22 protein-coding genes and 2 tRNA genes are annotated in these 23,053 nt (G+C 44.2%); 15 read left to right on the top strand and 9 right to left on the bottom strand.

What is annotated here, in order from left to right; genetic code table 11:
- Positions 1-5 precede the first annotated feature (5 nt).
- Together rpmB and ACGE0T_RS05970 are read right to left on the bottom strand one after the other, a co-directional pair.
- Positions 6-245 (bottom strand): 50S ribosomal protein L28, encoded by a 240-nt coding sequence (rpmB, locus tag ACGE0T_RS05975; RefSeq protein WP_459189620.1) that lies wholly within the window; start codon positions 243-245, stop codon positions 6-8.
- A gap of 177 nt (positions 246-422) precedes the next feature.
- The gene (locus tag ACGE0T_RS05970; protein WP_459189619.1) at positions 423-1,025 is read right to left on the bottom strand and encodes a hypothetical protein; all 603 of its coding nucleotides are present in this window, start codon (positions 1,023-1,025) and stop codon (positions 423-425) included.
- Between the two features lie 175 nt (positions 1,026-1,200).
- On the opposite strand from ACGE0T_RS05970, the gene ACGE0T_RS05965 reads away from it, so the two are divergent.
- Complete coding sequence (locus tag ACGE0T_RS05965; RefSeq protein ID WP_459189618.1) at positions 1,201-1,803, top strand: nitroreductase family protein; 603 nt, start codon at positions 1,201-1,203, stop codon at positions 1,801-1,803.
- Positions 1,804-1,867: 64 nt separating this feature from the next.
- On the opposite strand, the gene ACGE0T_RS05960 is transcribed toward ACGE0T_RS05965, so the two are convergent.
- Together ACGE0T_RS05960 and ACGE0T_RS05955 are read right to left on the bottom strand one after the other, a co-directional pair.
- Positions 1,868-1,950 (bottom strand) — tRNA-Tyr (locus ACGE0T_RS05960).
- 88 nt (positions 1,951-2,038) lie between these two features.
- Positions 2,039-2,112, bottom strand: a tRNA-Thr gene (locus ACGE0T_RS05955).
- Positions 2,113-2,313: 201 nt separating this feature from the next.
- On the opposite strand from ACGE0T_RS05955, the gene cysK reads away from it, so the two are divergent.
- Positions 2,314-3,261: a cysteine synthase A gene (gene cysK / locus ACGE0T_RS05950; protein WP_459189617.1), complete on the top strand. Its 948-nt coding sequence runs from the start codon at positions 2,314-2,316 to the stop codon at positions 3,259-3,261.
- Between the two features lie 6 nt (positions 3,262-3,267).
- On the opposite strand, the gene ACGE0T_RS05945 is transcribed toward cysK, so the two are convergent.
- On the bottom strand, positions 3,268-4,176 hold the full coding sequence (locus ACGE0T_RS05945; protein WP_459189616.1) for a ThuA domain-containing protein: 909 nt from the start codon (positions 4,174-4,176) through the stop codon (positions 3,268-3,270).
- Positions 4,177-4,528: 352 nt separating this feature from the next.
- Here ACGE0T_RS05945 and ACGE0T_RS05940 point away from each other — a divergent pair, with 352 nt between their 5' ends.
- Positions 4,529-6,073: a ClC family H(+)/Cl(-) exchange transporter gene (locus ACGE0T_RS05940; protein WP_459189615.1), complete on the top strand. Its 1,545-nt coding sequence runs from the start codon at positions 4,529-4,531 to the stop codon at positions 6,071-6,073.
- Positions 6,074-6,096: 23 nt separating this feature from the next.
- Here ACGE0T_RS05940 and ACGE0T_RS05935 read toward each other — a convergent pair whose 3' ends face one another.
- Complete coding sequence (locus ACGE0T_RS05935) at positions 6,097-7,773, bottom strand: putative transporter (RefSeq protein ID WP_459189614.1); 1,677 nt, start codon at positions 7,771-7,773, stop codon at positions 6,097-6,099.
- Positions 7,774-7,882: 109 nt separating this feature from the next.
- Here ACGE0T_RS05935 and ACGE0T_RS05930 point away from each other — a divergent pair, with 109 nt between their 5' ends.
- The 6 genes from ACGE0T_RS05930 (at position 7,883) to ACGE0T_RS05905 (ending at position 13,589) form a co-directional block, all read left to right on the top strand.
- Positions 7,883-8,692 (top strand): peptidylprolyl isomerase, encoded by an 810-nt coding sequence (locus tag ACGE0T_RS05930; RefSeq protein WP_459189613.1) that lies wholly within the window; start codon positions 7,883-7,885, stop codon positions 8,690-8,692.
- Between the two features lies 1 nt (position 8,693).
- Positions 8,694-9,089, top strand: coding sequence for a hypothetical protein (locus ACGE0T_RS05925; protein ID WP_459189612.1), 396 nt, complete (start codon positions 8,694-8,696; stop codon positions 9,087-9,089).
- A 63-nt stretch (positions 9,090-9,152) separates the two neighbouring features.
- On the top strand, positions 9,153-9,593 hold the full coding sequence (locus tag ACGE0T_RS05920) for a MarR family winged helix-turn-helix transcriptional regulator (RefSeq protein ID WP_459189611.1): 441 nt from the start codon (positions 9,153-9,155) through the stop codon (positions 9,591-9,593).
- On the top strand, positions 9,571-10,884 hold the full coding sequence (locus tag ACGE0T_RS05915) for a TolC family protein (protein WP_459189610.1): 1,314 nt from the start codon (positions 9,571-9,573) through the stop codon (positions 10,882-10,884). The genes ACGE0T_RS05920 and ACGE0T_RS05915 overlap by 23 nt, the downstream gene beginning before the upstream one ends.
- Before the next feature lie 12 nt (positions 10,885-10,896).
- Entirely contained in the window at positions 10,897-11,973 is a 1,077-nt protein-coding gene (locus ACGE0T_RS05910) for an HlyD family secretion protein (protein ID WP_459189609.1), read from the top strand.
- Between the two features lie 11 nt (positions 11,974-11,984).
- Positions 11,985-13,589 carry an MFS transporter gene (locus ACGE0T_RS05905; protein ID WP_459189608.1) on the top strand — a complete coding sequence of 535 codons (1,605 nt, stop codon included), beginning with the start codon at positions 11,985-11,987 and terminating at the stop codon, positions 13,587-13,589.
- Positions 13,590-13,668: 79 nt separating this feature from the next.
- On the opposite strand, the gene ACGE0T_RS05900 is transcribed toward ACGE0T_RS05905, so the two are convergent.
- Entirely contained in the window at positions 13,669-14,319 is a 651-nt protein-coding gene (locus tag ACGE0T_RS05900) for a helix-turn-helix transcriptional regulator (protein WP_459189607.1), read from the bottom strand.
- Positions 14,316-15,557: a PLP-dependent transferase gene (locus tag ACGE0T_RS05895; RefSeq protein ID WP_459190426.1), complete on the bottom strand. Its 1,242-nt coding sequence runs from the start codon at positions 15,555-15,557 to the stop codon at positions 14,316-14,318. The genes ACGE0T_RS05900 and ACGE0T_RS05895 overlap by 4 nt, the downstream gene beginning before the upstream one ends.
- A 196-nt stretch (positions 15,558-15,753) precedes the next feature.
- On the opposite strand from ACGE0T_RS05895, the gene ACGE0T_RS05890 reads away from it, so the two are divergent.
- Complete coding sequence (locus ACGE0T_RS05890; RefSeq protein WP_459189606.1) at positions 15,754-16,521, top strand: exodeoxyribonuclease III; 768 nt, start codon at positions 15,754-15,756, stop codon at positions 16,519-16,521.
- 72 nt (positions 16,522-16,593) lie between these two features.
- Here the strand turns inward: ACGE0T_RS05890 and ACGE0T_RS05885 are convergent, their stop codons facing one another.
- Entirely contained in the window at positions 16,594-17,316 is a 723-nt protein-coding gene (locus tag ACGE0T_RS05885) for a DUF169 domain-containing protein (RefSeq protein ID WP_459189605.1), read from the bottom strand.
- 155 nt (positions 17,317-17,471) lie between these two features.
- Between ACGE0T_RS05885 and ACGE0T_RS05880 the strand changes: the two genes are divergently transcribed.
- The 5 genes from ACGE0T_RS05880 (at position 17,472) to ACGE0T_RS05860 (ending at position 23,037) form a co-directional block, all read left to right on the top strand.
- Complete coding sequence (locus ACGE0T_RS05880; RefSeq protein WP_459189604.1) at positions 17,472-18,554, top strand: acyltransferase family protein; 1,083 nt, start codon at positions 17,472-17,474, stop codon at positions 18,552-18,554.
- A gap of 172 nt (positions 18,555-18,726) precedes the next feature.
- Positions 18,727-19,998, top strand: a complete 1,272-nt coding sequence (locus ACGE0T_RS05875; RefSeq protein WP_459189603.1) for a carboxypeptidase-like regulatory domain-containing protein — start codon at positions 18,727-18,729, stop codon at positions 19,996-19,998.
- 49 nt (positions 19,999-20,047) lie between these two features.
- Positions 20,048-20,596 carry an RNA polymerase sigma-70 factor gene (locus ACGE0T_RS05870; RefSeq protein WP_459189602.1) on the top strand — a complete coding sequence of 183 codons (549 nt, stop codon included), beginning with the start codon at positions 20,048-20,050 and terminating at the stop codon, positions 20,594-20,596.
- A gap of 3 nt (positions 20,597-20,599) precedes the next feature.
- Complete coding sequence (locus tag ACGE0T_RS05865; RefSeq protein WP_459189601.1) at positions 20,600-21,454, top strand: FecR family protein; 855 nt, start codon at positions 20,600-20,602, stop codon at positions 21,452-21,454.
- An 11-nt stretch (positions 21,455-21,465) separates the two neighbouring features.
- Positions 21,466-23,037: an STN and carboxypeptidase regulatory-like domain-containing protein gene (locus ACGE0T_RS05860; RefSeq protein ID WP_459189600.1), complete on the top strand. Its 1,572-nt coding sequence runs from the start codon at positions 21,466-21,468 to the stop codon at positions 23,035-23,037.
- Positions 23,038-23,053: the final 16 nt, after the last annotated feature.

Here is a 23,053-nt window from a genome sequence, read left to right as displayed (position 1 = left end):
TTAAATTAAGCGTTTAAATAACCTTTTTCAGCAGCCATTTTAATTGCTGCATCCAAACCAAGTTTATTAATAGTGCGCAAGCCTGCAGCAGAAATATTCAGGCTAATCCAACAATCTTGTTCTACCCAGTAGAACTTCTTTGTAAACAGGTTTACATCAAACTTACGCTTCGTTCTTCTTTTAGAGTGAGAAACGTTGTTGCCAACCATTGCTTTCTTTCCGGTAATTTGACAAATCTTAGACATCGCTATCTTTCTTTTTTTGTTAATTAGAAATTTAAGTCAACTCCTGCTATCTGTCTTCCCTTTTCTGAACTAGCATCATGTACAAAAACGAAGATTCTAATAGAGTTTCTCTCTTTTTACAGGGCGCAAAGGTAAAAATTATTTTTAAACAAACCAATTATTCATGAAATAAATTTTCTATTTATGGTTAAGAGTCCGGATAAGCTCCCTCTTGTATTTTCGGGTAACATGCGGACCTTCTCCTTCATAAGTAATAGACACATAACCATCATCCACCTTGTTTATTCTGAACTCAGTCCAATAATAAACGGGAAATACTTTTTCCGTAATGAACGCACTTACATCGATATGAATCTCCGACAATCCATGCAAATCAAGCAATGTCAGATTTCCTTCGGGATTCGCCTTCTCATCCGTATCGAGATATAACAACAACTCGTGCTCCATATCATAACCGCTTTCATAATATCGCTTATCCTTAAACAAATTCTTTCCTGAACTTTTCTCATACAAATACAGGCACACGTCACATTGAGATTCCCATCGGTCCAACACCAAATAAGCATTAAAGTCAATTCCACTATAACGCAGAAAAGGGTCCTCTTCTATCACCCGGCTCATCGCCTCATGCCTTAAAGTAAATACCTGCATGCTATCCGGCGAAAACGAGATATCAAGTTCGTATCCCCCCTTTAAAAGATAAACTTCCTGCGCCCGCAAGCCGGAGTTTAATAAGCTAAGTCCTATATAAATAAGGATAAAAAGACGTTTTGCTTTCATTTATTTAACCAACCATAGAGTTGGAATATCAACGAAGTTAAAGATATATTTCATTCTCTTGATAAAAACATAAAAGAAATTAAACAGGAGAGTCCTAATAAAACATCTACCACTTGTAAACAAAAGCCTCCGATATTCTGTTTTAACAATGACTACAATTAAAGAATAAACAATTATGACACGAAACTTTAAAGAAGCATTAGCGCATCGCAGAACTTATTACCATATAACAAACGGTTCTCCGGTTTCAGACAACGAAATAAAAGACATCATAGACCATGCTGTCAAGCATGTACCTTCTGCCTTCAATTCACAATCCACCCGTATTGTCCTCCTGTTGGGAGACCAGCACAAACGCCTTTGGGAAATCACGAAAGAGACATTAAAGAAAATCGTCCCTGAAGAGGCTTTCAAAGCTACCGAAGCAAAAATAAACAATAGTTTTGCTTCCGGTTACGGAACGATTCTGTATTTTGAAGACAAAAAGGTGGTGAAACATCTACAAGATTCTTTTCCTACTTACAGCGTAAAATTCCCGCTTTGGTCGCAACAGACATCCGCCATGCACCAATTGGCAATCTGGACTATGCTGGAAGACGTTGGATTAGGAGCATCCCTGCAACATTACAATCCGTTAATAGACGAAGCTATCCGTACAGAATGGAACATCGACCCCGAATGGGACCTGATAGCCCAAATGCCTTTCGGCACTCCTACACAACAACCCGGCCCTAAAGAGATCAGCCCGCTGGACAAACGAATCCTCGTGTTTAAATAAAACGGAAGATATACGTAAAATAAAAAAGACCCGGAAGAAATTCTTCCAGGTCTTTTTTATTTTGTGGGCAGTGATGGATTCGAACCACCGAAGTCGAAAGACAGCTGAGTTACAGTCAGCCCCATTTGGCCACTCTGGTAACTGCCCAAGCAGTTGACAGTTAATAATTGACAGATAAAAACAAGAAAGCGACACCTAACTGTCAATTGTCAACTTTCCATTGTCAATTCTTTTGAGCCTCTTGTCGGATTCGAACCAACGACCCCGAGATTACAAATCACGTGCTCTGGCCAACTGAGCTAAAGAGGCATTCAATCTCTCTCGATTGCGGGTGCAAAGGTAGATATTATTTTTTAATATGCAAGACCCGGAGGCTATTTCCCGCCACTTTTTTTCATGCAGGAAGTAAGAACCAAATGTAAATATACCCTGTTTATGGTATATACCAGTAGAATAGCTATCTTTATCTTTGCAATAAGAAAAATAGATAAACACTAAAAAATTACAGATATGGCAAACGTAGCAAAAAAACTGACCGACCTTGTCGGTAACACTCCCTTGTTGGAGTTATCAAATTTCAATGCAAGCAAAGGATTAAAAGCCAAATTAATCGGTAAACTGGAATATTTCAATCCTGCCGGTAGCGTAAAAGACCGGATTGCACTGGCGATGATTGAAGATGCAGAAGAGAAAGGACTCCTTAAACCGGGTGCTACCATCATCGAACCGACAAGTGGCAATACCGGAGTCGGACTGGCATTCGTTTCGGCTGCCAAAGGTTACAAACTGGTACTCACCATGCCTGAAACCATGAGCCTGGAACGCCGTAATTTATTGAAAGCATTAGGAGCCAACCTGGTACTGACTCCAGGAGCGGAAGGCATGAAAGGTGCGATAGCCAAAGCAGAAGCGCTCCGCAACGAAACTCCGGGCTCCATCATCCTGCAACAGTTTGAGAACCCAGCCAATCCGGCCAAACACGAAAAGACAACCGCACAGGAAATCTGGCGTGATACGGATGGCAAGGTGGATATATTCGTTGCCGGTGTAGGCACAGGCGGAACCATCAGCGGTGTAGGCAAAGGCTTAAAAGCTCACAATCCGAATGTAAAAATTGTAGCTGTAGAACCGACCGACTCACCTGTCCTGTCCGGAGGCAAACCCGGTCCGCACAAGATACAGGGTATCGGTGCCGGCTTTATCCCGAAAGCTTATGACGGAAGCGTTGTAGACGAAATTATACAGGTAGAAGGAGACAATGCCATCCGTACTTCCCGCGAACTTGCCCAGAAGGAAGGTTTATTAGTCGGCATTTCATCGGGAGCTGCCGTCTATGCCGCCCTGAAACTGGCCGAACGTCCGGAAAATGCAGGAAAGACAATCGTCGCCCTGCTTCCCGACACAGGAGAACGTTATCTTTCCACTGCATTGTATGCCTTTGAAGAATATCCGCTTTAAGGAAAGCTACTTATATGATTTCCGGTAAGAGCACTGGTTTTCTGTCGGGAAATCCGCCGGTACTTTCTGGGTTACCTTCCCCGTTGCCGCCCATTCGGCTCCACGAAGAAGCAATACCTGGAAACCGGCACACTGCATGGCGGGATTATCTTCTACGGTTTCCCCTGCATGCCCGAGCATGGTATGGAAAATACGTGCATTCCCGTAATCGACAGTAAATATCAGTGGCTCTTCGCGGCCGGAACCTCCGGTTTCCTTATCGGAATAAGCAGTAAAAAGAATATCTTTTATATTTCCCGGTCCACGCATACGGTCATATAATTCGTCTTTTGCATGACGCCATTTATTGGGTAACCCTTTTACTATAGGATGGACTTTGTTACGACCGTTCAATACATACTCATGTTGTTGCCCGTGCGAGCCGCCTACCCCAGCCGAACTGTATTTTATCAACTTATCATCCTGCCAGTATACATACGGGCCGGACTTTTCATTGCGTCCTTCCCAACCGCCCAATGCACAAATCTTATTAAACTCAGCCCATCCGGAAAAAGCATTATCGGCAGCATGATAAACAACTATTCCACCCCCGCTTTGCGCATATTCCAGGAAATGCTTATTGGTTTCTTCCGGCCAGGCATCACCATTGTAATCGAGTACGACCAACTGGTAAGGCGTAAAGTCAAGGACAAATCCGGACATATCTTTTCCCTGCCCGGGAGAGACCGCCAAATCCACCTCAAAACGTCCGGAATTTTCCAATATTTGCTTCAATACGACATGGCTAACCTGCCAATTGTGATTATTCTGTCCCGTAATCAATAGTGTTTTAACCGGCTTACGTGCCGATACCGTACAGGCCAACAACAAAGCAAAAGCTACAAACAGGAGCTTCCCCACAGATACGTGTTTCATGATATTACTTGGTTTAAAGATTTTGTTTTGACAAAGATACGAAATACCCGAAACAAAAAGACAGCATTTTCAAAACATAGGTGTTTTGAATGCAAAGCATATATGTTTTAAAATCAAAACACCTATGTTTTGAAAACAGGGTATCGATACTTGCAACTCCCCTCTTCCCTCTCCTAAACAAGAACCTGCATACGGGTATTTTATCAATTCATAGTTATGGTTTTTCAAAATCATAACTATGATTTCGGAAAACCATAACTATGACCGGGAAAAACAACATTTTATTTAATGGATTGTTAAGCGGCAAAAGAATATCAACCAAAACCCACCCAAGCTTGTTTTAAACGAGCTTATGAAAATAAACAGGACAAGAATAAAACTGAAATTAGTAGACGCCAGGCTATATTTCGTAAGCCTGATAGTGGGGTTGCTGACCGGAGCGGTCGCCGTACCCTACCACTACCTGCTGCAATTATTTTACAACCTGCGGAAAGCATTCTTCGATTCATCCCCACCCTGGTATCTCCACATCCTGTTTTTCTTCATTCTATGGGGAATGCTCATCATTGTTTCCTGGATGGTGAAGCAATACCCGTTTATTTCAGGCGGAGGAATCTCCCAGACACGGGCTGCCATCAACGGGAGAATCGGCTATCTGCATTCGTTCCGCCAACTGTTGGCTAAATTCACAGGAGGGGTGATGACTTTAAGCTGCGGATTATCCATGGGACGGGAAGGACCTTCCGTACAAATGGGTTCTTATATCGGCGATTTGGTCGCCAAATGGGGGCATGTATTAAGCGGGGAACGGAAACAGTTGCTTGCAGCAGGAGCTGGAGCCGGATTAGCAGCGGCATTTGCAGCACCACTTGCGGCAGCGACTTTGGTAATTGAATCGATTGAACGTTTCGATGCACCCAAGACAGCGATTACCACCCTGCTGGCAGGTGTAGTTGCCGGAGCAATCGCCAGCATGATGTTTCCTATCAACCCCTATCATGAGATACAGGCGATAGCTCCCGACCTTCCAAACGGGCTACAGATAAAACTATTCTTGCTTTTTGCCGTAATCATCTCTCTGTTCGGTAAGCTTTATTCGCAGTTGATGCTACACGTCAAACGGCTATATCCGCGTATCAAGCAACCCGAATATATTAAGTTGCTGGGACTTGTATTCGTTGCTTATATCATCTCCCTTACCGTAACAGACCTGACCGGAGGAGGCGAACAGTTCCTCACCGAGCAGGCAATAGGCGGAAGCAATAACCTATACTGGATTGGGGGGATGATGTTGCTGCATATGTTCTTTACCGTTTATTCTTTTTCATCCGGCTTGCCCGGAGGTAGCTTTATCCCCACACTTGTGACGGGCGGATTAGTCGGCAAATTATGTGCCCTGATACTTGTGCAGAAAGGGATAATCGGACCTGAGAATGTAAGTTATGTAATGTTGATAGGGATGGCTGCATTCCTGATTGCCGTGATACGTACGCCGATTACAGCAATCATTTTGATTACCGAAATCACCGGACATTTTGAGGTATTCTATCCTTCCATCGTTGTGGGAGGGCTTACCTATTATTTTACGCAGTTATTGGAAATAAAGCCTTTCGACGTCCTGTTGTATGAAGAAATGATTAATAAGCCCCTGTTCAAAAAACAGAAAAGGGTAACACTCGATGTGGAAGTAATGGCAGGAGCATTCCTGGACGGAAAGCCCACAGATAAGCTAAAACTCCCCGGAGATTGTATCATTATAAATGTACACCGCAGCCATAAAAACCAGCCTCCCGCCGGAATGATTATTCAGGCGGGAGACCAGTTGACTATCGAGCTGGACGCTCAGGATATTGAAAAACTATATGAACCCTTAGTGAGTATGGCTAATATCTATTAAAGAAGATATACCCACGGCCCCCATCAGGCAAAAAATAATATGAGTAATTGTGCGGTAAGGACACGGAGGAACATGGCCAGCGGATAAACGGTTGCATACCCCACCGAAGGAGCATCATTTCCTGCCGTAGCATTCGAATAAGCCAGTGCTGGCGGGTCGGTTGTACTTCCCGCAATCATTCCCATCAAAGTAAAATAATTGATTTTGCAGAAATAACGTCCGATACTTCCGATAATCAGCAACGGAACAATCGTGATAATAAAACCGTAACCTATCCAGGCGAAACCACCGTTGTTTACTATCGTATCGACGAAACCGTCGCCGGCGCTGATACCCACACAAGCAAGAAACAACGTGATACCGATTTCGCGCAACATCAGATTGGCACTCTGGGTTGTATACGTAACCAGTTTATATTTATATCCGAAACGGCTGATTAAAATAGCCACAACCAGCGGACCACCGGCAAGACCTAACTTGACAGGCTGAGGGATACCGGGAAAAGAAATCGGAAGGCTACCCAATATGATACCCAGAGCTATACCGATAAAGATGGTAATCAGGTTCGGTTCGTTCAAACGTTTCATGGAATTTCCCAACACCTTCTCTACATTGGAGATTGCCGTTTCCGTACCTACCACATTCACACGGTCGCCCACCTGAAGAGTCAAACCGGGAGTCGCTACCAAATCGACACCGGCACGGTTGATACGGGTAATATTAATACCGTACAGCTTACGCAGCTTGAGTTGTCCCAAACGTTTACCGTTCAATTCCGGTTTTGTTATCAGGATACGACGGTTCACAAACTGACTTTCCATACGAATCCATTGCTTACGCTCCATATCGATTTCTTCTCCGATAAAAGCCTTGATTGTTTCGGCTTCCGTTTCCGTCGTAATAACAAAGATTTTATCATTTTCCTGAAGCTGCGTATTGGCGGATGCTATTTCAATCTTCTTATCGCTATCGCGCCAGATACGGGAAATCACGAAATCGTGATGTTCGAGCAGGTTTGAAAGCTCGCTGACCTTTTTACCGAAAATTGCCGGGTTCTTTACGATTAAGGAAATAGGCTTGGCTTCATTCTGATGTGAAGCGTCCTCGTTATTCAACTGCTCATTTTCTTTGTCAAAGTTTACGCGGAAGGCATAACGGACAAATATAATAGCAAGGATAATACCGATTACACCCAACGGATAAGCAACGGCATATCCCAAAGCAATCGTATTATCTCCCACACCGTGCATATCGGAATAAGCCTGCTGGGCAGCCCCCAGACCCGGAGTATTCGTTACGGCTCCGGATAAGATACCCACCATTGTCGGCATCGGAATACCCGTCACAAAATGCAAGATAATAGCAGTTGCAACACCTAAAAACACAATCCCGCAGGCAAGCATATTCAAGGTTATTCCTCCTTGCTTGAAAGAAGAGAAAAAACCCGGTCCTACCTGCATACCTACAGAATAGACAAAGAGAATCAAACCGAATTCCTTAAAAAAGTGAATTACATTGTGGTTAATCGTAAAACCGAAATGTCCGAGGATAATACCGACGAACAATACCAGCGTAATGCCTAAAGAAACGCCAAACACTTTGATTTTTCCTAATTGAATGCCGGCTGCAATGACAAAGGAGAGTAAAAGAATTGAGTGCCCTATGCCCTCGCCCCATAGCAAATCATTTATCCAATCCATATTATATTTAAGTTTATTATTTGCCCTGAAAAAAGGTTGCAAATATAACTCTTTACTTTGTGTTTAACAACATAAACTGTATCTTTACCCACCAAATCAATAAAAAAAGATGAAGAAGATTTACTACATTTTACTATGCTTATCAGCCTGTGTAGCTTCTATCTGGGCACAGGATTCCGAAAAAACAGTCATTATAAAGACAAATGTAGGCACAATGAAGGTACGCTTATACAACGACGTACCCAACCATGTCCGTACCTTTATCGACCGTGCCAATAAAGGAGAATACAACGGTACGCTTTTCACCCGTGTAATCAAAGAATTCATGATACAGGGCGGAGCACCAGACTCACGGAATGCGCCTGCCGGAGCCCAGTGTGGTTTCGGAGACCGCAATGCGGAAATCCTGCCGGAGATGAAACCACAATATTTCCATAAACGCGGAGCATTTGCCGCTCCCCGCCAAAACGACGACGTAAACCCACAGAAAAAGTCAGATATGTCCCAGTTCTTTATCGTACAAGGCAAAGTGTACAGAAGCGGCGAACTGGATACGCTGGAACTGATTGCCAACAAAGACATCCGCCAAAAAGCGATCGATAAAATATACAAGCCTGTTTATATGGACATGCAGATGCTGAAACAGACAAACAAACGCGAATACACCAAACGGATGCGTAAAATCAGTGCGGATGTCGACTCCATGATCTTAGCGACACCCGGACACCTGGTCTTTACCGACGAACAGCGCAAAGCTTATACCACCGTTGGCGGCTGCCACCATTTAGACGGTCATTATACCATCTTCGGGGAACTGACCGAAGGCTTCGATATCCTCGACCAGATTGCCGAACAGCCTAAAGATGCTTACGATCGCCCCAAAAAAGATATACGTATAATCAGTGTAACCGTAGAATAATATGCTAAAAAGAGACTTTATCATGGTTCAGATACAGGAGCTCGCCAAGGTGGTGCTCCAAATCATTACGAACCGCAACAACGGGGCAACCCGCAAAATACCGGAGATGATACAAACGGTATACAGTTCCCTGAAACTGGACAGGGAAACCTTGATGGGCACATCCCCCGAAGCCCTTATCGACCGTCTGAACCAGGACGACGAAGGGGGTATCCTCCGCCTGGAAATAGCTATCAAAACGCTTATCGAGGAAAGCTACCTCTACCCGGATAAAGAAAAAGAGATGCTCCTGCAAGCCAAGACCTTACTGGAATATATCCAGACACACGACCATACCTTCTCGCTCGAACGGGTTACCATTCTGGGCGACGTGGAAGAAAGACTCCGGAATAATTAGTCAAACATTTGACTAATATTCCAGGGATATTTTCTACCTTTGTGCCGAAAACAGCAAATAACAATGACCAACAACGAAGCGGCACACGAATTAATGCTCCAGATTCTAAAAACGCGAATGAACTTTCGCCAAACGATTCAGCGGGTATTAAAATCAAACAGTATAGACATGACATTCGAAATGCTCCAGGTAATGCACCGTTTATGGAAAGAACCCGGAGTAAGCCAGCAATATCTGGCACTACAGACAGCCAAAGACAAATCCTGCCTGACTTACCTTATCAACAATCTCGAGAAAAAAGGTTGGGTAGAACGCCGGGAAGACCCGTCGGACCGACGCAACAGACTTATCCACCTCACCCCTGAAGGAGAAGCACTCTCCCTCCGCGTCAGACCTCTCCTCAACGAAATCTATCACCAGGTAGGCATTGGGATGACTCCCAAACAAATCGAATCGTTCATGAAACTTTTAAACAAACTGGATGACATATTGGATAAAATATAGTTTATTATTGTTATTGATATTCACGAAGCCTGCTGCTGCGCAAATGCAGCAACAGGCTTATCCTCTTTCTGTCGATGACCTTTTCAAACTGGGGACGGCAAACAATCTGCATCTTAAAGCCAGCCGGATACAGGAAATTATTGCCGGCGAAGAAGAAAAGGCAGCACAGGCATCCCGGCTACCGGATATCAATATCGGAGCCACGGCAGGTTATATCGGCCAACCTACCATCTTCAAACAGGGACTTACCAATCCTACACATCCCGACATGCCGGACTGGTCGCATAACTATAATGTAGAGGTAACACAACCTCTTTACCAGGGCGGCAGAATACGCAACTCCATCCGGCGTGCCACTTTAAAGAAACAGGTAGCGTCACTCAATACGGCAAGCGACCAGGCAGATATAAAGCTTTCGCTTCTCCGTCAGTACACGGATCTTTTCTCTTTATATAAGGAGACAGAAGTATTTGCACGTAACATCGAAGAATCAGAACGCAGGCTGGACGATATTCGCCGCCTATGGAAAGAAGGCATCGTAACGCGCAACGACGAAATACGCAGCGAACTGCAACTGACGAATGACGAACTGGCTCTTCGTGAAGCAAAAGACAATATCACTATCGTTTCCCAACAACTCGACATTCTGCTCGGGCTGGATGAAACATTGCTCCTGTTGCCGGATACATCCTTATTATCCGTACAACCCTCGCTCAACAATTGCGAAGCTTACATACAACAGGCTTATACCAACTTCCCGGGCCTGCAAATAGCCCGTTACAATACACGCCTTGCCGAAAACGACATACGGCTTACCCAAGCTGATTACCTGCCCTCGCTTTCCGTGCGGGCTGGCAATACATTATCGCGCCCGCTCAGCACGACCATGGAGGATGTGTTCGCCAATAACTGGAATATTGCCCTCAGTCTCTCCTACAATCTCTCTTCCCTCTACCGGAATAAACATAAAATGCACGAAGCAAAACAATACGTCGACCTCCGGCACAATGCGGAAGAACAGTTGATGCAGGAAATCCGTATCCAGGTACGCAGCGCCTATATCCGCCACCAGGAAGCCATCGACCGGATAAAGGCCTTGCAACTATCGGTCAGACAGGCGGAAGAAAACTACCGGATCGTGAACAACCGTTATCTCAACCAGCTCTCTATCCTTACCGACCTGCTGGACGCCAGCAGCGTAAGGCTCGAAGCCGAACTGCAACTCACTACAGCACAAAGTGAAGCTGTTTATACTTACTATCAACTTATGCACGCATGTGGTAATCTATAAACCCATAAAAAGATGAATACATCCAACCACCATAAAAGAAGAAGGCAACTGATTCGGTTAAAAATCAGGAATATCATCCTCAATACGGTCTGTATCCTTCTCGCATTGGGAGGAATTTCCTGGACGATCAATTACTTCTGGAAATACGCCAACTACGAAATCACGAACGACGCTGTGGTAGACCAATATATCATTCCGGTCAACATCCGTGTGCCGGGTTATATCAATGATGTCCGTTTCACCGAACACCAGTTTGTAAAAGCGGGAGATACGCTTCTTATCCTCGACGACCGCGAATACCGCATCAAGTTGAAGGATGCCGAAGCGGCTCTGATGGATGCACGTGCCGCCCGCGATGCCTTGGGTTCCGGGATTCATACCTCCGAAGTGAATGTTTCGGTACAGGAAGCAAATATCGCCGAAACAAAAGCCCGCCTATGGCATCTCGAACAGGACTACCTCCGCTATGCCAACCTGCTGAAAGAAGAATCCGTTTCCCGCCAGCAGTACGAACAGGCAAAAGCCGATTACGAAGCGATGCAGGCACGCTACGATGCCCTGCTCCATCAGAAGCAGGCGGCGCAATCGCAATATACGGAAACGACCAAAAAGACAGGCAGCGCCGATGCCGCCATCCTCCGTAAAGAAGCCGAATTGGAAATGGCAAAACTGAATCTCAGCTATGCCGTCGTTACGGCCCCCTACGACGGTTACATGGGGAGGCGTACTCTTGAAAAAGGCCAACTGGTACAAGCCGGGCAAACCCTCACCTATCTGGTACGTGGACAGGACAAATGGATTACCGCCAATTATAAGGAAACGCAGATTGCCAACATATTTATCGGGCAAAAAGTGCTGATTAAGGTAGATGCACTCAAACAAAGGACATTCCACGGCGTTGTAACCGCCATCTCCGAAGCTACCGGTTCCAAATATGCCTTGGTTCCGACAGACAACTCTGCGGGTAACTTCGTAAAAATCCAGCAACGTATCCCTGTCCGCATCGACCTGGAAGATGTTTCTCCCGAAGACATGCAATTGCTTCGTGCAGGGATGATGGTGGAAACGGAAGCTCTACTCAGCCATTAACCAACTGCCCTATGAACCGCCTGCAAGCATTAAACGTTCCGATTCGCCCCTGGGTGCCACGATGGTTAGGACTTATCACGGCTTTTGTCATCGTTTTGCCCATTACATTGGTCAACGGAGCCTATACAGGCGACATTATCGAAGTGTCGGGCACATTGGGGGTCATGAGCGAAGATATCCGGATGGCTTATTATGCAACCTCGGCAGGTATGGCAATAGCCTACCCTATTATTCCTTTACTTCGCCCGGTCATTACCACAAAAACGGTATTGCTGATCGACTTATTGCTACAGGCCATATTGAGTTTTATTTGTGCCAATGCGACGCAAATGGAAATTGTAATTACATGCAGCTTCTTTATCGGCATACTGAAAGCTTTTGTTATGCTGGAATTTATCATTATGACCAAACCGTTTTTCAGTCCGAAAAATGTCCGTAGCGAATTCTATGCCTACTTCTACCCGATTGTTTTTTCCGGCGGACAAATATCCATGGCATTGACAGCCCAGCTCGCTTACTCCTACCAATGGCAACATATGTATTATTTTGTGATGAGCTTGTTGTTGGTTGCTATTCTTTTCGTCCTGTTGTTTTTCCGTTACGCCCGCCGTCCCATCCGCTTTCCTTTCCGGGAAATAGATTGGAAAAGCATGCTGCTGGGAGCTTCTGCCATGCTGATGATTATTTATGTAGCGACTTACGGTAAAACGCTCGATTGGTTTTCTTCGGGAAAGATATTGGCTTATACATTTATCGCCCCGCTGCTGCTCTGGCTTTTCATACACCGGCAACAGGCAAGGAAAACGCCTTTTATCCGCCTTTCGATTCTGAACAGCAGCAAAGCACTGATAGGCTATCTGTTTATGATTATTACGATGGTGCTATCCTCTTCCAGTTCATTGCTTACCAGCTACCTGAACTCTGTGCTCCGGATAGACAGTGTACATGCCAATTCTTTATATCTCTGGATGATACCGGGATTTGTGTGCGGTGCATTTATCTGCTACTGGTGGTTTAAATGGCAACGATGGCGCTTCAGGATACTGATAGCAGGCGGTATGTCGTGTTTTGTCGTCTATTTGGCAATCCTCTATTTCGGCATTCGTCCGGATGGAACCTACGAAATGCTCTACCTACCGATGTTTTTCCGTGGAATGGGTATGTTAATCCTCTTTATTGCTTTCGGTGTGTATGTGGTAGAAGACCTCGACCCGAAGCTAATGATTTATAATGCGTTCTTCCTGATTACTTTCCGCTCGGTAATGGCGCCGGCACTTGCCACTTCTTTCTTTAACAATATGATTTACCGTCTGCAACTGCAATCCATGTCTGTCCTTTCAGAAAACATGCGTATGGACAACCCGATTGCCGCCGGCCAATATGACCAAGCTCTAAATAATGCCCTGGCACAAGGACATCCTATGGAAGAGGCCGCACAATTAGCAACCAATACCCTCTACAATACCCTGCAAACACAAGGTCTGCTGTTAGGCTTAAAAACTTTGCTCGGATACACTTTACTGTTCGCCATCGTCATGGCTGTCATATCCAGGTTTATCCCGTTCCATAAAACATTGAAGGTCGCTATTGTAAGGACTGGGGAAGATATGGTGTAAACAAGGGTATGTCCGAAAAGAGAAATAATGCACATGCGATATATCGAATAAGATCGTTGCGATACCCGCAACAGTACTGCTAAATATAATATTCCGCAGAATCGATAATTCCGGCACGGAGGGCGTATTTGGTTGCCTCATGCACATTGTTCACTTCCAGTTTACGGAAGATGTTTTTACGATGGGTCGTGATGGTATGGATACTGGAAAAACGCTCGGCTGCTATTTCTTTGGTGGTCTTGCCTAAAGCAATTGCTTTTAAAATTTCGGTTTCGGTCGCAGTCAGGATAAGATGTTCTTTGGGTTCCCGCTCTACCTTATGGTTCGACAGCAGGTTATTGATACGTTGAGAAATAAAGCGTTCGGAATCAAGAGCAGATTGCAGGGAAGTCCTGATTTCATCCTCTGAAGCATCTTTCATCACAATACTGGATGATTGGGTACTGAATAAGATACGGCGGATAAAATCTTCACTTAAGTCTTCGCTGAATAAAAGCCAATGGGCTTTGTCGAAACGTTCTTGCAGGATGACCAGTTCATCGGCACTGGCAAGGTCGAACAATGTATAATCGAGGATAACGACAGCATCCGGATGTACTACCAATAATTGCAGAAGCTCTTTACGGTCGGCAGCTTCCAAGACAAGTCCGAAGCCCGGCATCTTATCGGTAAAGTATAAGATGCCGGCTTTTGTTATATCCTGGTTATCTGCCAATATAAGCGTTCTCATCCGACAGATTCCAAAGCCTGCTTTATATCATCGTACAAATCATCGACAGATTCCAGACCGACAGACAGACGGATAGTCTGCTGGCTGATATCCATGCCCTGCCGCTGTTCTTCCGAGAACGAGCCGTAGATGGTACTGGCAGGATGGATTGCCAATGTCTTATTATCAAACAGGTTGGTTGCCCGGCGAATCAGTTTCAAGCGGTTCATAAAAGCGAAACATACTTCGCGCGAAGCCAAATCGAATGTGAGCATGGCACCGGGGTACTTACCAAACTGGGAGGTACTCAATTCGTAGAAAGGATTGCTCTCCAATCCGGTATAGTTTACCGATACGATACCGCCGAGCGACTGCAAACGTTTTGCCAATTCAAGGCAGGTAGACGCCTGACGTTCAAAACGAACCTGCATGGTTTCCAGTCCGAGGGTTTGCATATAAGCAACCTGCGGCGTCATGTAAGCGCCAAGATTCCGGTGGATTTCCTTACGCAAACGGGCAGTGAAAGCCTTCTCGCCGAACTGTTCATACCAATGTTTCAATGTAATAAAGTGGCTCCAGTCGAATGTGCCGTGGTCCAGAATAAGACCGCCGATGCTGGTAGCTCCTCCCGATATATACTTAGTGCTGGATACGATTTCGATATCGACACCCAACTTCTGTGCATTGAAAACAGAGAAAGGTACAACGGTCGTATCTGCTATCAATGGGATATGCAAATCCTTGCCGATGGATGAAAGCAATCGCAGGTCGGCAACTTCCATTTGCGGATTGGTTATCACTTCCAGGAAAATGGCGCATGTATTACTGTCTATATTCGCACGCACCTCAGCCGGATTGGTCAGGTCGCAAAAACGTGCTTCCACACCAAAAGCCGCCAATGTCGTTTTCATCAACGAATAGGTATTACCGAAAAGATGAGGAGAGGTTACGATATTGGCATCCGTGCGGGAAATTGTCATCAGAACATTTGCTATTGCTGCCATACCTGAATTTAAAGCCGTTACACTCATCGCGCCTGTCACAACGCGTACACGGTCTTCAAAATACTGTACCGTAGGATTTGTTATCCTTGAATATGCATGGTCCGGAGTGCGTCCACAGAAAGCAGCCTCCATTGCTTCAGCCGTTTCAAATTCATAAGCGGCACTGTTGTAAACCGGCATAGACAGGGCATTGTAAGCATCCGGTTTTTCGTAAGGCGTATGAAGCACTCGGGCTTCAAAGCTAAAGTCTTCCATTTTCAATTTCTCTATAGTTGTTTTTTCTTTTTGCTGCTGCAAATGTATCAAACGTTTACGTTCAATAAGCACAAATCCGTTTTTTTCTTTCAAAAATCATCCCTTCCCGCCTGAAATTTGTTTCTATGATAGTTAGCGAGCGGCATTTTTATCTATCTTTGGATTGGTAAAATTAATCACATAAAACTTTATAGCTTTGAAGATAATTACATACAACGTAAACGGTCTGCGTGCAGCCGTTGGCAAGGGTTTCCCCGAATGGCTCGCAAAAGAGCAACCGGATGTGATTTGCATCCAGGAAACCAAACTCCAACCGGAACAATTCCCTGCTGAGGTATTTGAGGAATTGGGATACAAAGCCTATCTTTTCTGTGCCCGGAAAAAAGGGTACAGCGGTGTAGCGATACTTACCCGCCTCACTCCCGACCATGTGGAGTACGGAATGGGGATAGAGAAATATGATAACGAAGGCCGTTTTATCCGTGCCGATTTCGGAGACATATCGGTGGTCAGTGTATACCATCCTTCCGGAACAAGCGGCGACGAACGGCAAGCGTTCAAGATGGAATGGCTGGAAGACTTTCAGAAGTATGTGGTTGAATTACAGAAATCACGTCCCCACCTGATATTATGCGGCGACTACAATATTTGCCATGAAGCAATCGATATCCACGACCCGGTACGTAATGCCACCAACAGCGGTTTCCTTCCTGAAGAACGGGAATGGATGACGCGCTTCCTTGCTGCAGGCTATATCGACTCCTTCCGCTTCCTCAATCCGGAAAAGCAGGAATATACCTGGTGGAGCTACCGTTTCAACTCCCGTGCCAAGAACAAAGGATGGCGTATCGATTATTGCATGGTCAGCGAACCGGCAAAAGATATAATAAAGAATGCCTTCATCCTGAACGAGGCGGTTCATTCGGACCATTGCCCGGCGGTGCTGGAAACAGTTGACAATTGACAGTTGACATGTAACAGTTGGCTTCGCGCTCGGTCTTATAAATAGGCTGAAAGCCGAAACAACTGTCACATGTCAACTGTCAACTGCTTTACCAATTCTTTCCTTTATTTTCTTCCAAGCATGTGTATCAAATAAGCAACATTCACGCATTGTATGGTACATTTCTTCAAATCTTGACATAGGAATCATAAAGGTAAGAATATCCGGTTCGAAATAAGAACGTGCGGAAGGGTCGAAAAGACCGATAAAGGTCCGTCGTCCTTTTCGTATGTTTTCTACAACGGCCTGGGCAACCACCAGACAACATCCCGAACCGAATAAAGAGGTTACGGCATCTTGTGCATTATTATCAAAAAAGGCCCAGGTAGCCAAACCTGAAAGCATATCCGGATTAGCAAAGAACAGGATTCCTTCCAGCCCGTCGAAGCTTCCGACCTTATCCAAGCGGGCAAAATTCAGATAGTTGGCTTTCGCTCTCGGTAACTGCAATTCATCAATAAACGCCTGTACCTGCTCCGGTGTTTGTTTGTACTTCTCTTTCAATGAGACAAAACCGGGTATTCTTTCCGGCATATCCGTAAATCCGGTATAGAATTTACCACCTCCGCAACCAATCGTATCGACACTCAGGCTGACAGGTTGCCCTCCCCTCACCTCTTTCATACATTTAAATAAACACCCTCCGATTTTATCAACCGGATTCACTGCGGTTTCGGAGTACCAAAAGACAACAGGCAATTCGGTTTTCTCGCCAAAAGCCTCTCTGTAATTATTGATGAAAACACTTATATCCATAAAACTGCATTTGTTAGTTTGATCCAAAAGTAAAAATAAATTATAAATAGCTTGTCCCTCTTATACGGATTTCTAAATATTATCTACTTTTGTTTTCTGATGAAGAAACCCTTACACGTGATTAATTTAGAACCCTTTAAACATAGACTTTTACAATGAAAGACGATGAATTACAGTCGAAAACGATTGCATTTTTACGCTTTCCCTTAATTATCGGGGTGGTATTGATACATTCCAATCTCACTTCTGTCATGGGAAATGCGATGATACCCGAAACAGATTTTCCGATTTATACTATTATCTCAAACCTTTTTTCTGAAATCTTAGCCCGTTTGGCTGTTCCCCTCTTTTTCTTTTTTTCAGGATTCCTCTTTTTCTATAAAACCTCTTTTACTTTATCAACCTACCAAGGTAAACTAAAAAAGAGGGTACGAACAATTTTGATTCCCTATCTCTTCTGGAACCTATCAGTTATAAGCTTCTTTTTTTCAATACGGGTCTTATATCCGTCATTATTATCTCCTGATTATATAATATTCGCTGCGGACTGGAAATACTGGTTAAATGCCCTATGGGGAAGTGTCGGTCATGACGGATATGTAAATACCCCCATCGCTTATCAACTCTGGTTCATGCGTGATTTAATGGTTATGATGATATTTTCTCCACTAATTTATCTACTATTGAAGTATTTACGACAGTACACATTACTTATATTGGGTATACTTTGGGTTATGAATTGGTGGTTTAATTTACCGGGATTCAGCATAATGTCTTTATTCTTTTTTTCTACTGGTGCTTTTTTCAGTATCCACCAAAGATACTTTATAAAAGAGATGAAGCCATTGTTATTGCAGTCTGCTATCCTTTATATAATCATAGTGACCTGCAATCTTTACTTTATAAATGAAATATGGTGCCAATCTTTGCACCGGATTGGAATCATTGTCGGATGTGTGTTTGTCATTTCCTTCACGGCTACATTTCTGGATAAAGGGAACTGGAAAATAAATATGTTTCTGGCGGAAAGCAGCTTCTTTGTTTACGCTTTTCATGGAATACCGCTTGCTCTGCTTATCAAAGCAAGTTTCAAATTCCTACACCCTCACCATGAATGGCATCTTATCATTTTATATTTTGGGAGTGCACTTCTTTTCTTATTTGCAGGAGTTGCACTCCATTATTTATTAAAGAAATATACACCTTCATTTCTCTCTCTGATTTCCGGAGGCAGATAAACCTATATGCTGGACTCCCATACAAAAATCGCTCATATCCATATTGTTAAAGCTTAAACGTACACACAAATATAAAAAACAAGAAAATAATCCGGCAAAACCATAGGGTATTTCATTCCTGACCGAACCTATTAGTACAAGCAAGTAAATAAATCATTTAAAAACGAAAGATATGAAAGCCATGTACAAAAAATCGCTGGGATACCTCTTGATGCTATTGTTGTTATGCAATGCTGTTCCCATGTCCGCACAAAGCGACACTGCAAGTGGAGATGATTACATCACTATCAGTGGCGTGGTAAAAGACAAATCAAACAAGAAGCGTCTGGAATATGTGAACATTTCCATTCCGGGCAGTTCGATAGGTACCGTAACAAACGCCGACGGTGAATTTTCTTTCAAAGTGAAAGACTCCATCCATGCCCGGAAGATGGCTGTCTCCCATCTCGGCTATTACAATACCGAAATTCCTCTTGCTGGAAAGAATATAGAAGGCCAGACAATCTGGATGACACCCTATGTCAATATGCTGGACGAAGTAATCATCCATGCACGCGACGCCCGTTATCTGGTTGAAGAAGCCATCCGGAAAATACCGGAAAACTATAATCCGAAAGCGAGTATGCTGACCGGCTTCTATCGGGAAACAGCCCAGAAAGGACGTCGCTACATCAGTATATCGGAAGCGGTTATCGATGTTTACAAAACGTCTTATAAAGAAAGTGCCGAACGCGACCGTGTTCAAATTTACAAAGGACGCAAGCTGTTAAGCCAGAAAGCAAGCGATACGCTTGCCGTAAAACTATTAGGCGGCCCGAATATGTCTATCTATGTGGATATTGTAAAGAATCCGGATATCCTGCTCGATATGGAAACCATCCAGTGGTACAACTTCCGCATGGAAGAGCCGACTACTATCGACAACCGTCCGCAATATACAATCAGTTTCACGCCACAAATAATCCTTCCGTTCGCTTTATACTATGGTAAACTATATATAGACAAAGAACACTTGTCCTTCACCCGTGCCGAATTCTTCCTAAATATGGACGATAAAAACAAGGCTACGCAGGCTATCCTGCGGAAGAAACCGTTCGGGCTGCGCTTCAAGCCGGTCGAATTATCCTACTTCGTCAACTATAAACAACGCGATGGGCTGACTTACCTGAGTTATATACGGAATGGCATCCGCTTCAAATGCGACTGGAAACGCAGGCTGTTCTCTACCAACTATACAATCCTGTCCGAAATGGTGGTAACAGACGGCAAAGATGAAAATGTAAACAGTATTCCATACCGGGAATCCTTCAAAGCCTCGCAGGCATTGTCCGATAAAGTATCCAACTTCGCAGATGAAAACTTCTGGGGTGCCTACAATATCATCGAACCTACCGAGTCGCTTGAAAATGCGGTAAACAAACTGAAGAAACAACACAGGGATTAACCTGCGGAGGAAAGTTATCATTATATTTGGGCAAACAAATCACCACGGGATGCTGAACGATTTATTCGTACTGACAAAGATAAAAGAAGGGGACGTCAAAACATTTGAAAATGTTTTCCGCCAATACTATACCCCGCTTTGTATGTATGCCGCCAGTATTACCGGACGAATGGATGTTGCGGAGGAGATTGTACAGGAACTGTTCTACGTATTCTGGAAAGAAAAAGAGAAACTGCAAGTGTTTCATTCCATCAAAAGCTATCTGTACGGGGCAGTCCGGAACCAATCCCTCCGGTACTACGAGCAGGCAGAAGTAAGAAGCCGTTACCGGGATGCTGTTTTATCAAACAAAGACAGGGAGAATCAAACCTCCGACCCTTTGGAACTGATTGAATACAAAGAGCTGGAAACATTGATAACCCGAACCCTTTCCCGGCTACCGGAACGGCGCCGGCAGATTTTCAGGATGCATCGTTTTGATGGTAAAAAATATGCCGAGATAGCTGACGAACTTTCCCTTTCGGTTAAAACCATCGAGGCGGAAATGACAAAAGCCCTGCTCGCCTTAAGAAAAGAAATAGAGAATTACATACGATAAAGAATGACAACTAAAGAAAGAAATAAAATCAAAACAGACCAGGCATGGAACAAACTCCATACCCGGCTCGACCAAGAAGGATTGCTGGATAATGCAAAGCCCCGCCATATATTGCACCTGGCTTTAAGGAAGTGGGGTATTGCAGCATCGGTTGCTGCAATACTCTGCCTCGTTTTATACACAACCCTTCTGCGTAATGAAGGTTCCTCTGCAAAGGAACCTTCACTGCTCACCCGGCAGAATACGGAGGTCACAACCAGCCTGGTCACGACACTTGAAGACGGTTCCATCGTTTATCTGACAGAGAATACCTCCCTTCAATATCCGGAGCATTTCTCTACCGACAAACGAGAAGTCAGCCTTTCCGGCAATGCCCTGTTCGACATCACAGGAAACCGGGCACGTCCTTTCCTTATCGAAACAGAGAGTGTGCAAGTCGAGGTGTTAGGAACCTCCTTCAATGTAAAAAGTAACGAAAAAAGTCCTTTCGAACTGTCTGTTAAACGGGGTGAAGTAAAAGTTACCTCAAAGAAAAGCGGAGAAAATATCCATGTAAAAGCTGGGGAAACCGTATTCCTCCACTCCGATAAATTACATAAAGAACAGACCCGGGATGCTGAAGTATTCAACCGGTACACCGAACGGATTCGCTTCAAAGATGAAAAGTTAGGGAATATCCTCCGTGTATTGAACCTGCAATCGCCGGATATACAAATCCGGACAACACCGGAACTGGAAAACAGGTTGCTTACCGTTACCTTCTACAACAATACGCCGGAAACGATGAGCGAGCTAATCTGCCGTGTACTTCATTTGAAACATACACAAAACGGAAATATGATAACTTTGTCTGAATAAACGCAACCATCATGAAAAAAGCCATCAACCTCTATCGGATATCCTGTATCCTCGCCGGCATGTTTCTTTTGCTGGCAGGAACCGTACGGGCGGATAAAGGCGATGATGTGCTTTCACACATGATAAAGCTATCTAAGACTAAAGGGACGGTCTACCGTCTGCTCAATGAGGTATCCGAACAGTCCGGATTTCTTTTTATTTATGACAGTAACATTATTGACAATGAAAAAATCGTTCCGGTAAAAAAAGGGACTTACAGTATCCGGGAAGCGATTTATCTGATAACAGAAAACAGAAACCTGGATTTAAGCGTAATCGGAAATCATATCCTTATCTCCGGCAAACCGGAAGAAGCTCCCCCTGCTCCTTCCGATACTGTTCCCACGATAGAAAAAGATTCCTTCCTTATCTTACAAGGGACTCTGGCTGATAAATATACCGGATTGCCTATCGAGGCCGGGACAGTAGGTGTTCTCAACACATCCATCGGCAGTGTAACGAACAGTAACGGGGAGTTCCGTCTTATTTTACCGGACTCGCTGAATACATCTACAATTGTTTTCTCCCATCTGGGCTACGAACTGCAATCCATGGAAACCAGCCTCCTTGCCGGACGCAGTTGCATGATAAAACTGGAACCTAAAGTTATTTCTTTACAGGAAGTAATCGTACGCATCGGAAATCCACTACGGATACTGCGTGAAATGGAAGAGAAAAGGAAAGAGAACTATGCTCAATTCCCGGTTTACTTCACCTCTTTTTACAGGGAAGGCATCGAACGAAAGAATAAATTCGTGAACCTGACCGAAGGTATCTTTAAAATATACAAAGCTCCTTACTCGAATGCGTCTTCCTCCGACCAGGTGAAATTATTGAAAATGCGCAAAATCACAAACAATGACGAACGGGATACATTAATTACCAAAATGAAATCCGGTATCAATGCCAGCCTGATGCTGGACCTGATAAAAGAAATGCCGGATTTTCTGACTCCGTATCAAAATGAGGAAATGTATACGTATTCTTCCACGGATGTCGTTATAACAGACAACCGGGTAGCCAACGTTATCAGCTTCGAACAGAAAAAAGACATCCGTGCTCCCTTATACCGGGGAGAAATCTATATTGACTCGGAAAACTCAGCCCTGTTGCATGCCCGTTTCGAAATCAATCCCAAATACATCACTCAGGCAGCCGGGATGCTGGTAGAAAAGAGAAGCCGCCTTTATAAAATCACACCTCAAAAAGTGATTTACACGGTGTCCTATAAATTATGGAACGGGCTTTATTACATTAACCATGTCCGTGGCGACCTCCATTTCAAAATAAAAAAGAAAAAGCAGTTATTCAATACTTTTCCGCTTCATGCTTACTTCGAAATGGTTACTTGCAAAATAGATACTTCGGGCGTAAGCCGCTTCACCCGTAACGAAGTTCAACCAACCCGTACCATTTTCTCTGATACCCGTTTTGTATACGACAAACAGTTCTGGGGAAATTTCAACATCATCCCTGCTGAGGAAAAATTAAATGATGCGATAAACAAGATTTCATCTAAAATCGAAGAAACGGAAAGTTACTGAATTTATCATCTGGTTT

The sequence above is a fragment of the Parabacteroides sp. APC149_11_2_Y6 genome (genome assembly GCF_054506995.1).
This window is presented reverse-complemented; position numbering and strand designations above follow the sequence as displayed.

Bases quoted from the DNA above. Each gene is read 5' to 3' on its own strand.
- rpmB (WP_459189620.1), bottom strand. From the start codon at position 245: ATGTCTAAGATTTGTCAAATTACCGGAAAGAAAGCAATGGTTGGCAAC.
- ACGE0T_RS05970 (WP_459189619.1), bottom strand. From the start codon at position 1,025: ATGAAAGCAAAACGTCTTTTTATCCTTATTTATATAGGACTTAGCTTA.
- ACGE0T_RS05965 (WP_459189618.1), top strand. From the start codon at position 1,201: ATGACACGAAACTTTAAAGAAGCATTAGCGCATCGCAGAACTTATTAC.
- cysK (WP_459189617.1), top strand. From the start codon at position 2,314: ATGGCAAACGTAGCAAAAAAACTGACCGACCTTGTCGGTAACACTCCC.
- ACGE0T_RS05945 (WP_459189616.1), bottom strand. From the start codon at position 4,176: ATGAAACACGTATCTGTGGGGAAGCTCCTGTTTGTAGCTTTTGCTTTG.
- ACGE0T_RS05940 (WP_459189615.1), top strand. From the start codon at position 4,529: ATGAAAATAAACAGGACAAGAATAAAACTGAAATTAGTAGACGCCAGG.
- ACGE0T_RS05935 (WP_459189614.1), bottom strand. From the start codon at position 7,773: ATGGATTGGATAAATGATTTGCTATGGGGCGAGGGCATAGGGCACTCA.
- ACGE0T_RS05930 (WP_459189613.1), top strand. From the start codon at position 7,883: ATGAAGAAGATTTACTACATTTTACTATGCTTATCAGCCTGTGTAGCT.
- ACGE0T_RS05925 (WP_459189612.1), top strand. From the start codon at position 8,694: ATGCTAAAAAGAGACTTTATCATGGTTCAGATACAGGAGCTCGCCAAG.
- ACGE0T_RS05920 (WP_459189611.1), top strand. From the start codon at position 9,153: ATGACCAACAACGAAGCGGCACACGAATTAATGCTCCAGATTCTAAAA.
- ACGE0T_RS05915 (WP_459189610.1), top strand. From the start codon at position 9,571: ATGACATATTGGATAAAATATAGTTTATTATTGTTATTGATATTCACG.
- ACGE0T_RS05910 (WP_459189609.1), top strand. From the start codon at position 10,897: ATGAATACATCCAACCACCATAAAAGAAGAAGGCAACTGATTCGGTTA.
- ACGE0T_RS05905 (WP_459189608.1), top strand. From the start codon at position 11,985: ATGAACCGCCTGCAAGCATTAAACGTTCCGATTCGCCCCTGGGTGCCA.
- ACGE0T_RS05900 (WP_459189607.1), bottom strand. From the start codon at position 14,319: ATGAGAACGCTTATATTGGCAGATAACCAGGATATAACAAAAGCCGGC.
- ACGE0T_RS05895 (WP_459190426.1), bottom strand. From the start codon at position 15,557: ATGGAAGACTTTAGCTTTGAAGCCCGAGTGCTTCATACGCCTTACGAA.
- ACGE0T_RS05885 (WP_459189605.1), bottom strand. From the start codon at position 17,316: ATGGATATAAGTGTTTTCATCAATAATTACAGAGAGGCTTTTGGCGAG.
- ACGE0T_RS05880 (WP_459189604.1), top strand. From the start codon at position 17,472: ATGAAAGACGATGAATTACAGTCGAAAACGATTGCATTTTTACGCTTT.
- ACGE0T_RS05875 (WP_459189603.1), top strand. From the start codon at position 18,727: ATGAAAGCCATGTACAAAAAATCGCTGGGATACCTCTTGATGCTATTG.
- ACGE0T_RS05870 (WP_459189602.1), top strand. From the start codon at position 20,048: ATGCTGAACGATTTATTCGTACTGACAAAGATAAAAGAAGGGGACGTC.
- ACGE0T_RS05865 (WP_459189601.1), top strand. From the start codon at position 20,600: ATGACAACTAAAGAAAGAAATAAAATCAAAACAGACCAGGCATGGAAC.
- ACGE0T_RS05860 (WP_459189600.1), top strand. From the start codon at position 21,466: ATGAAAAAAGCCATCAACCTCTATCGGATATCCTGTATCCTCGCCGGC.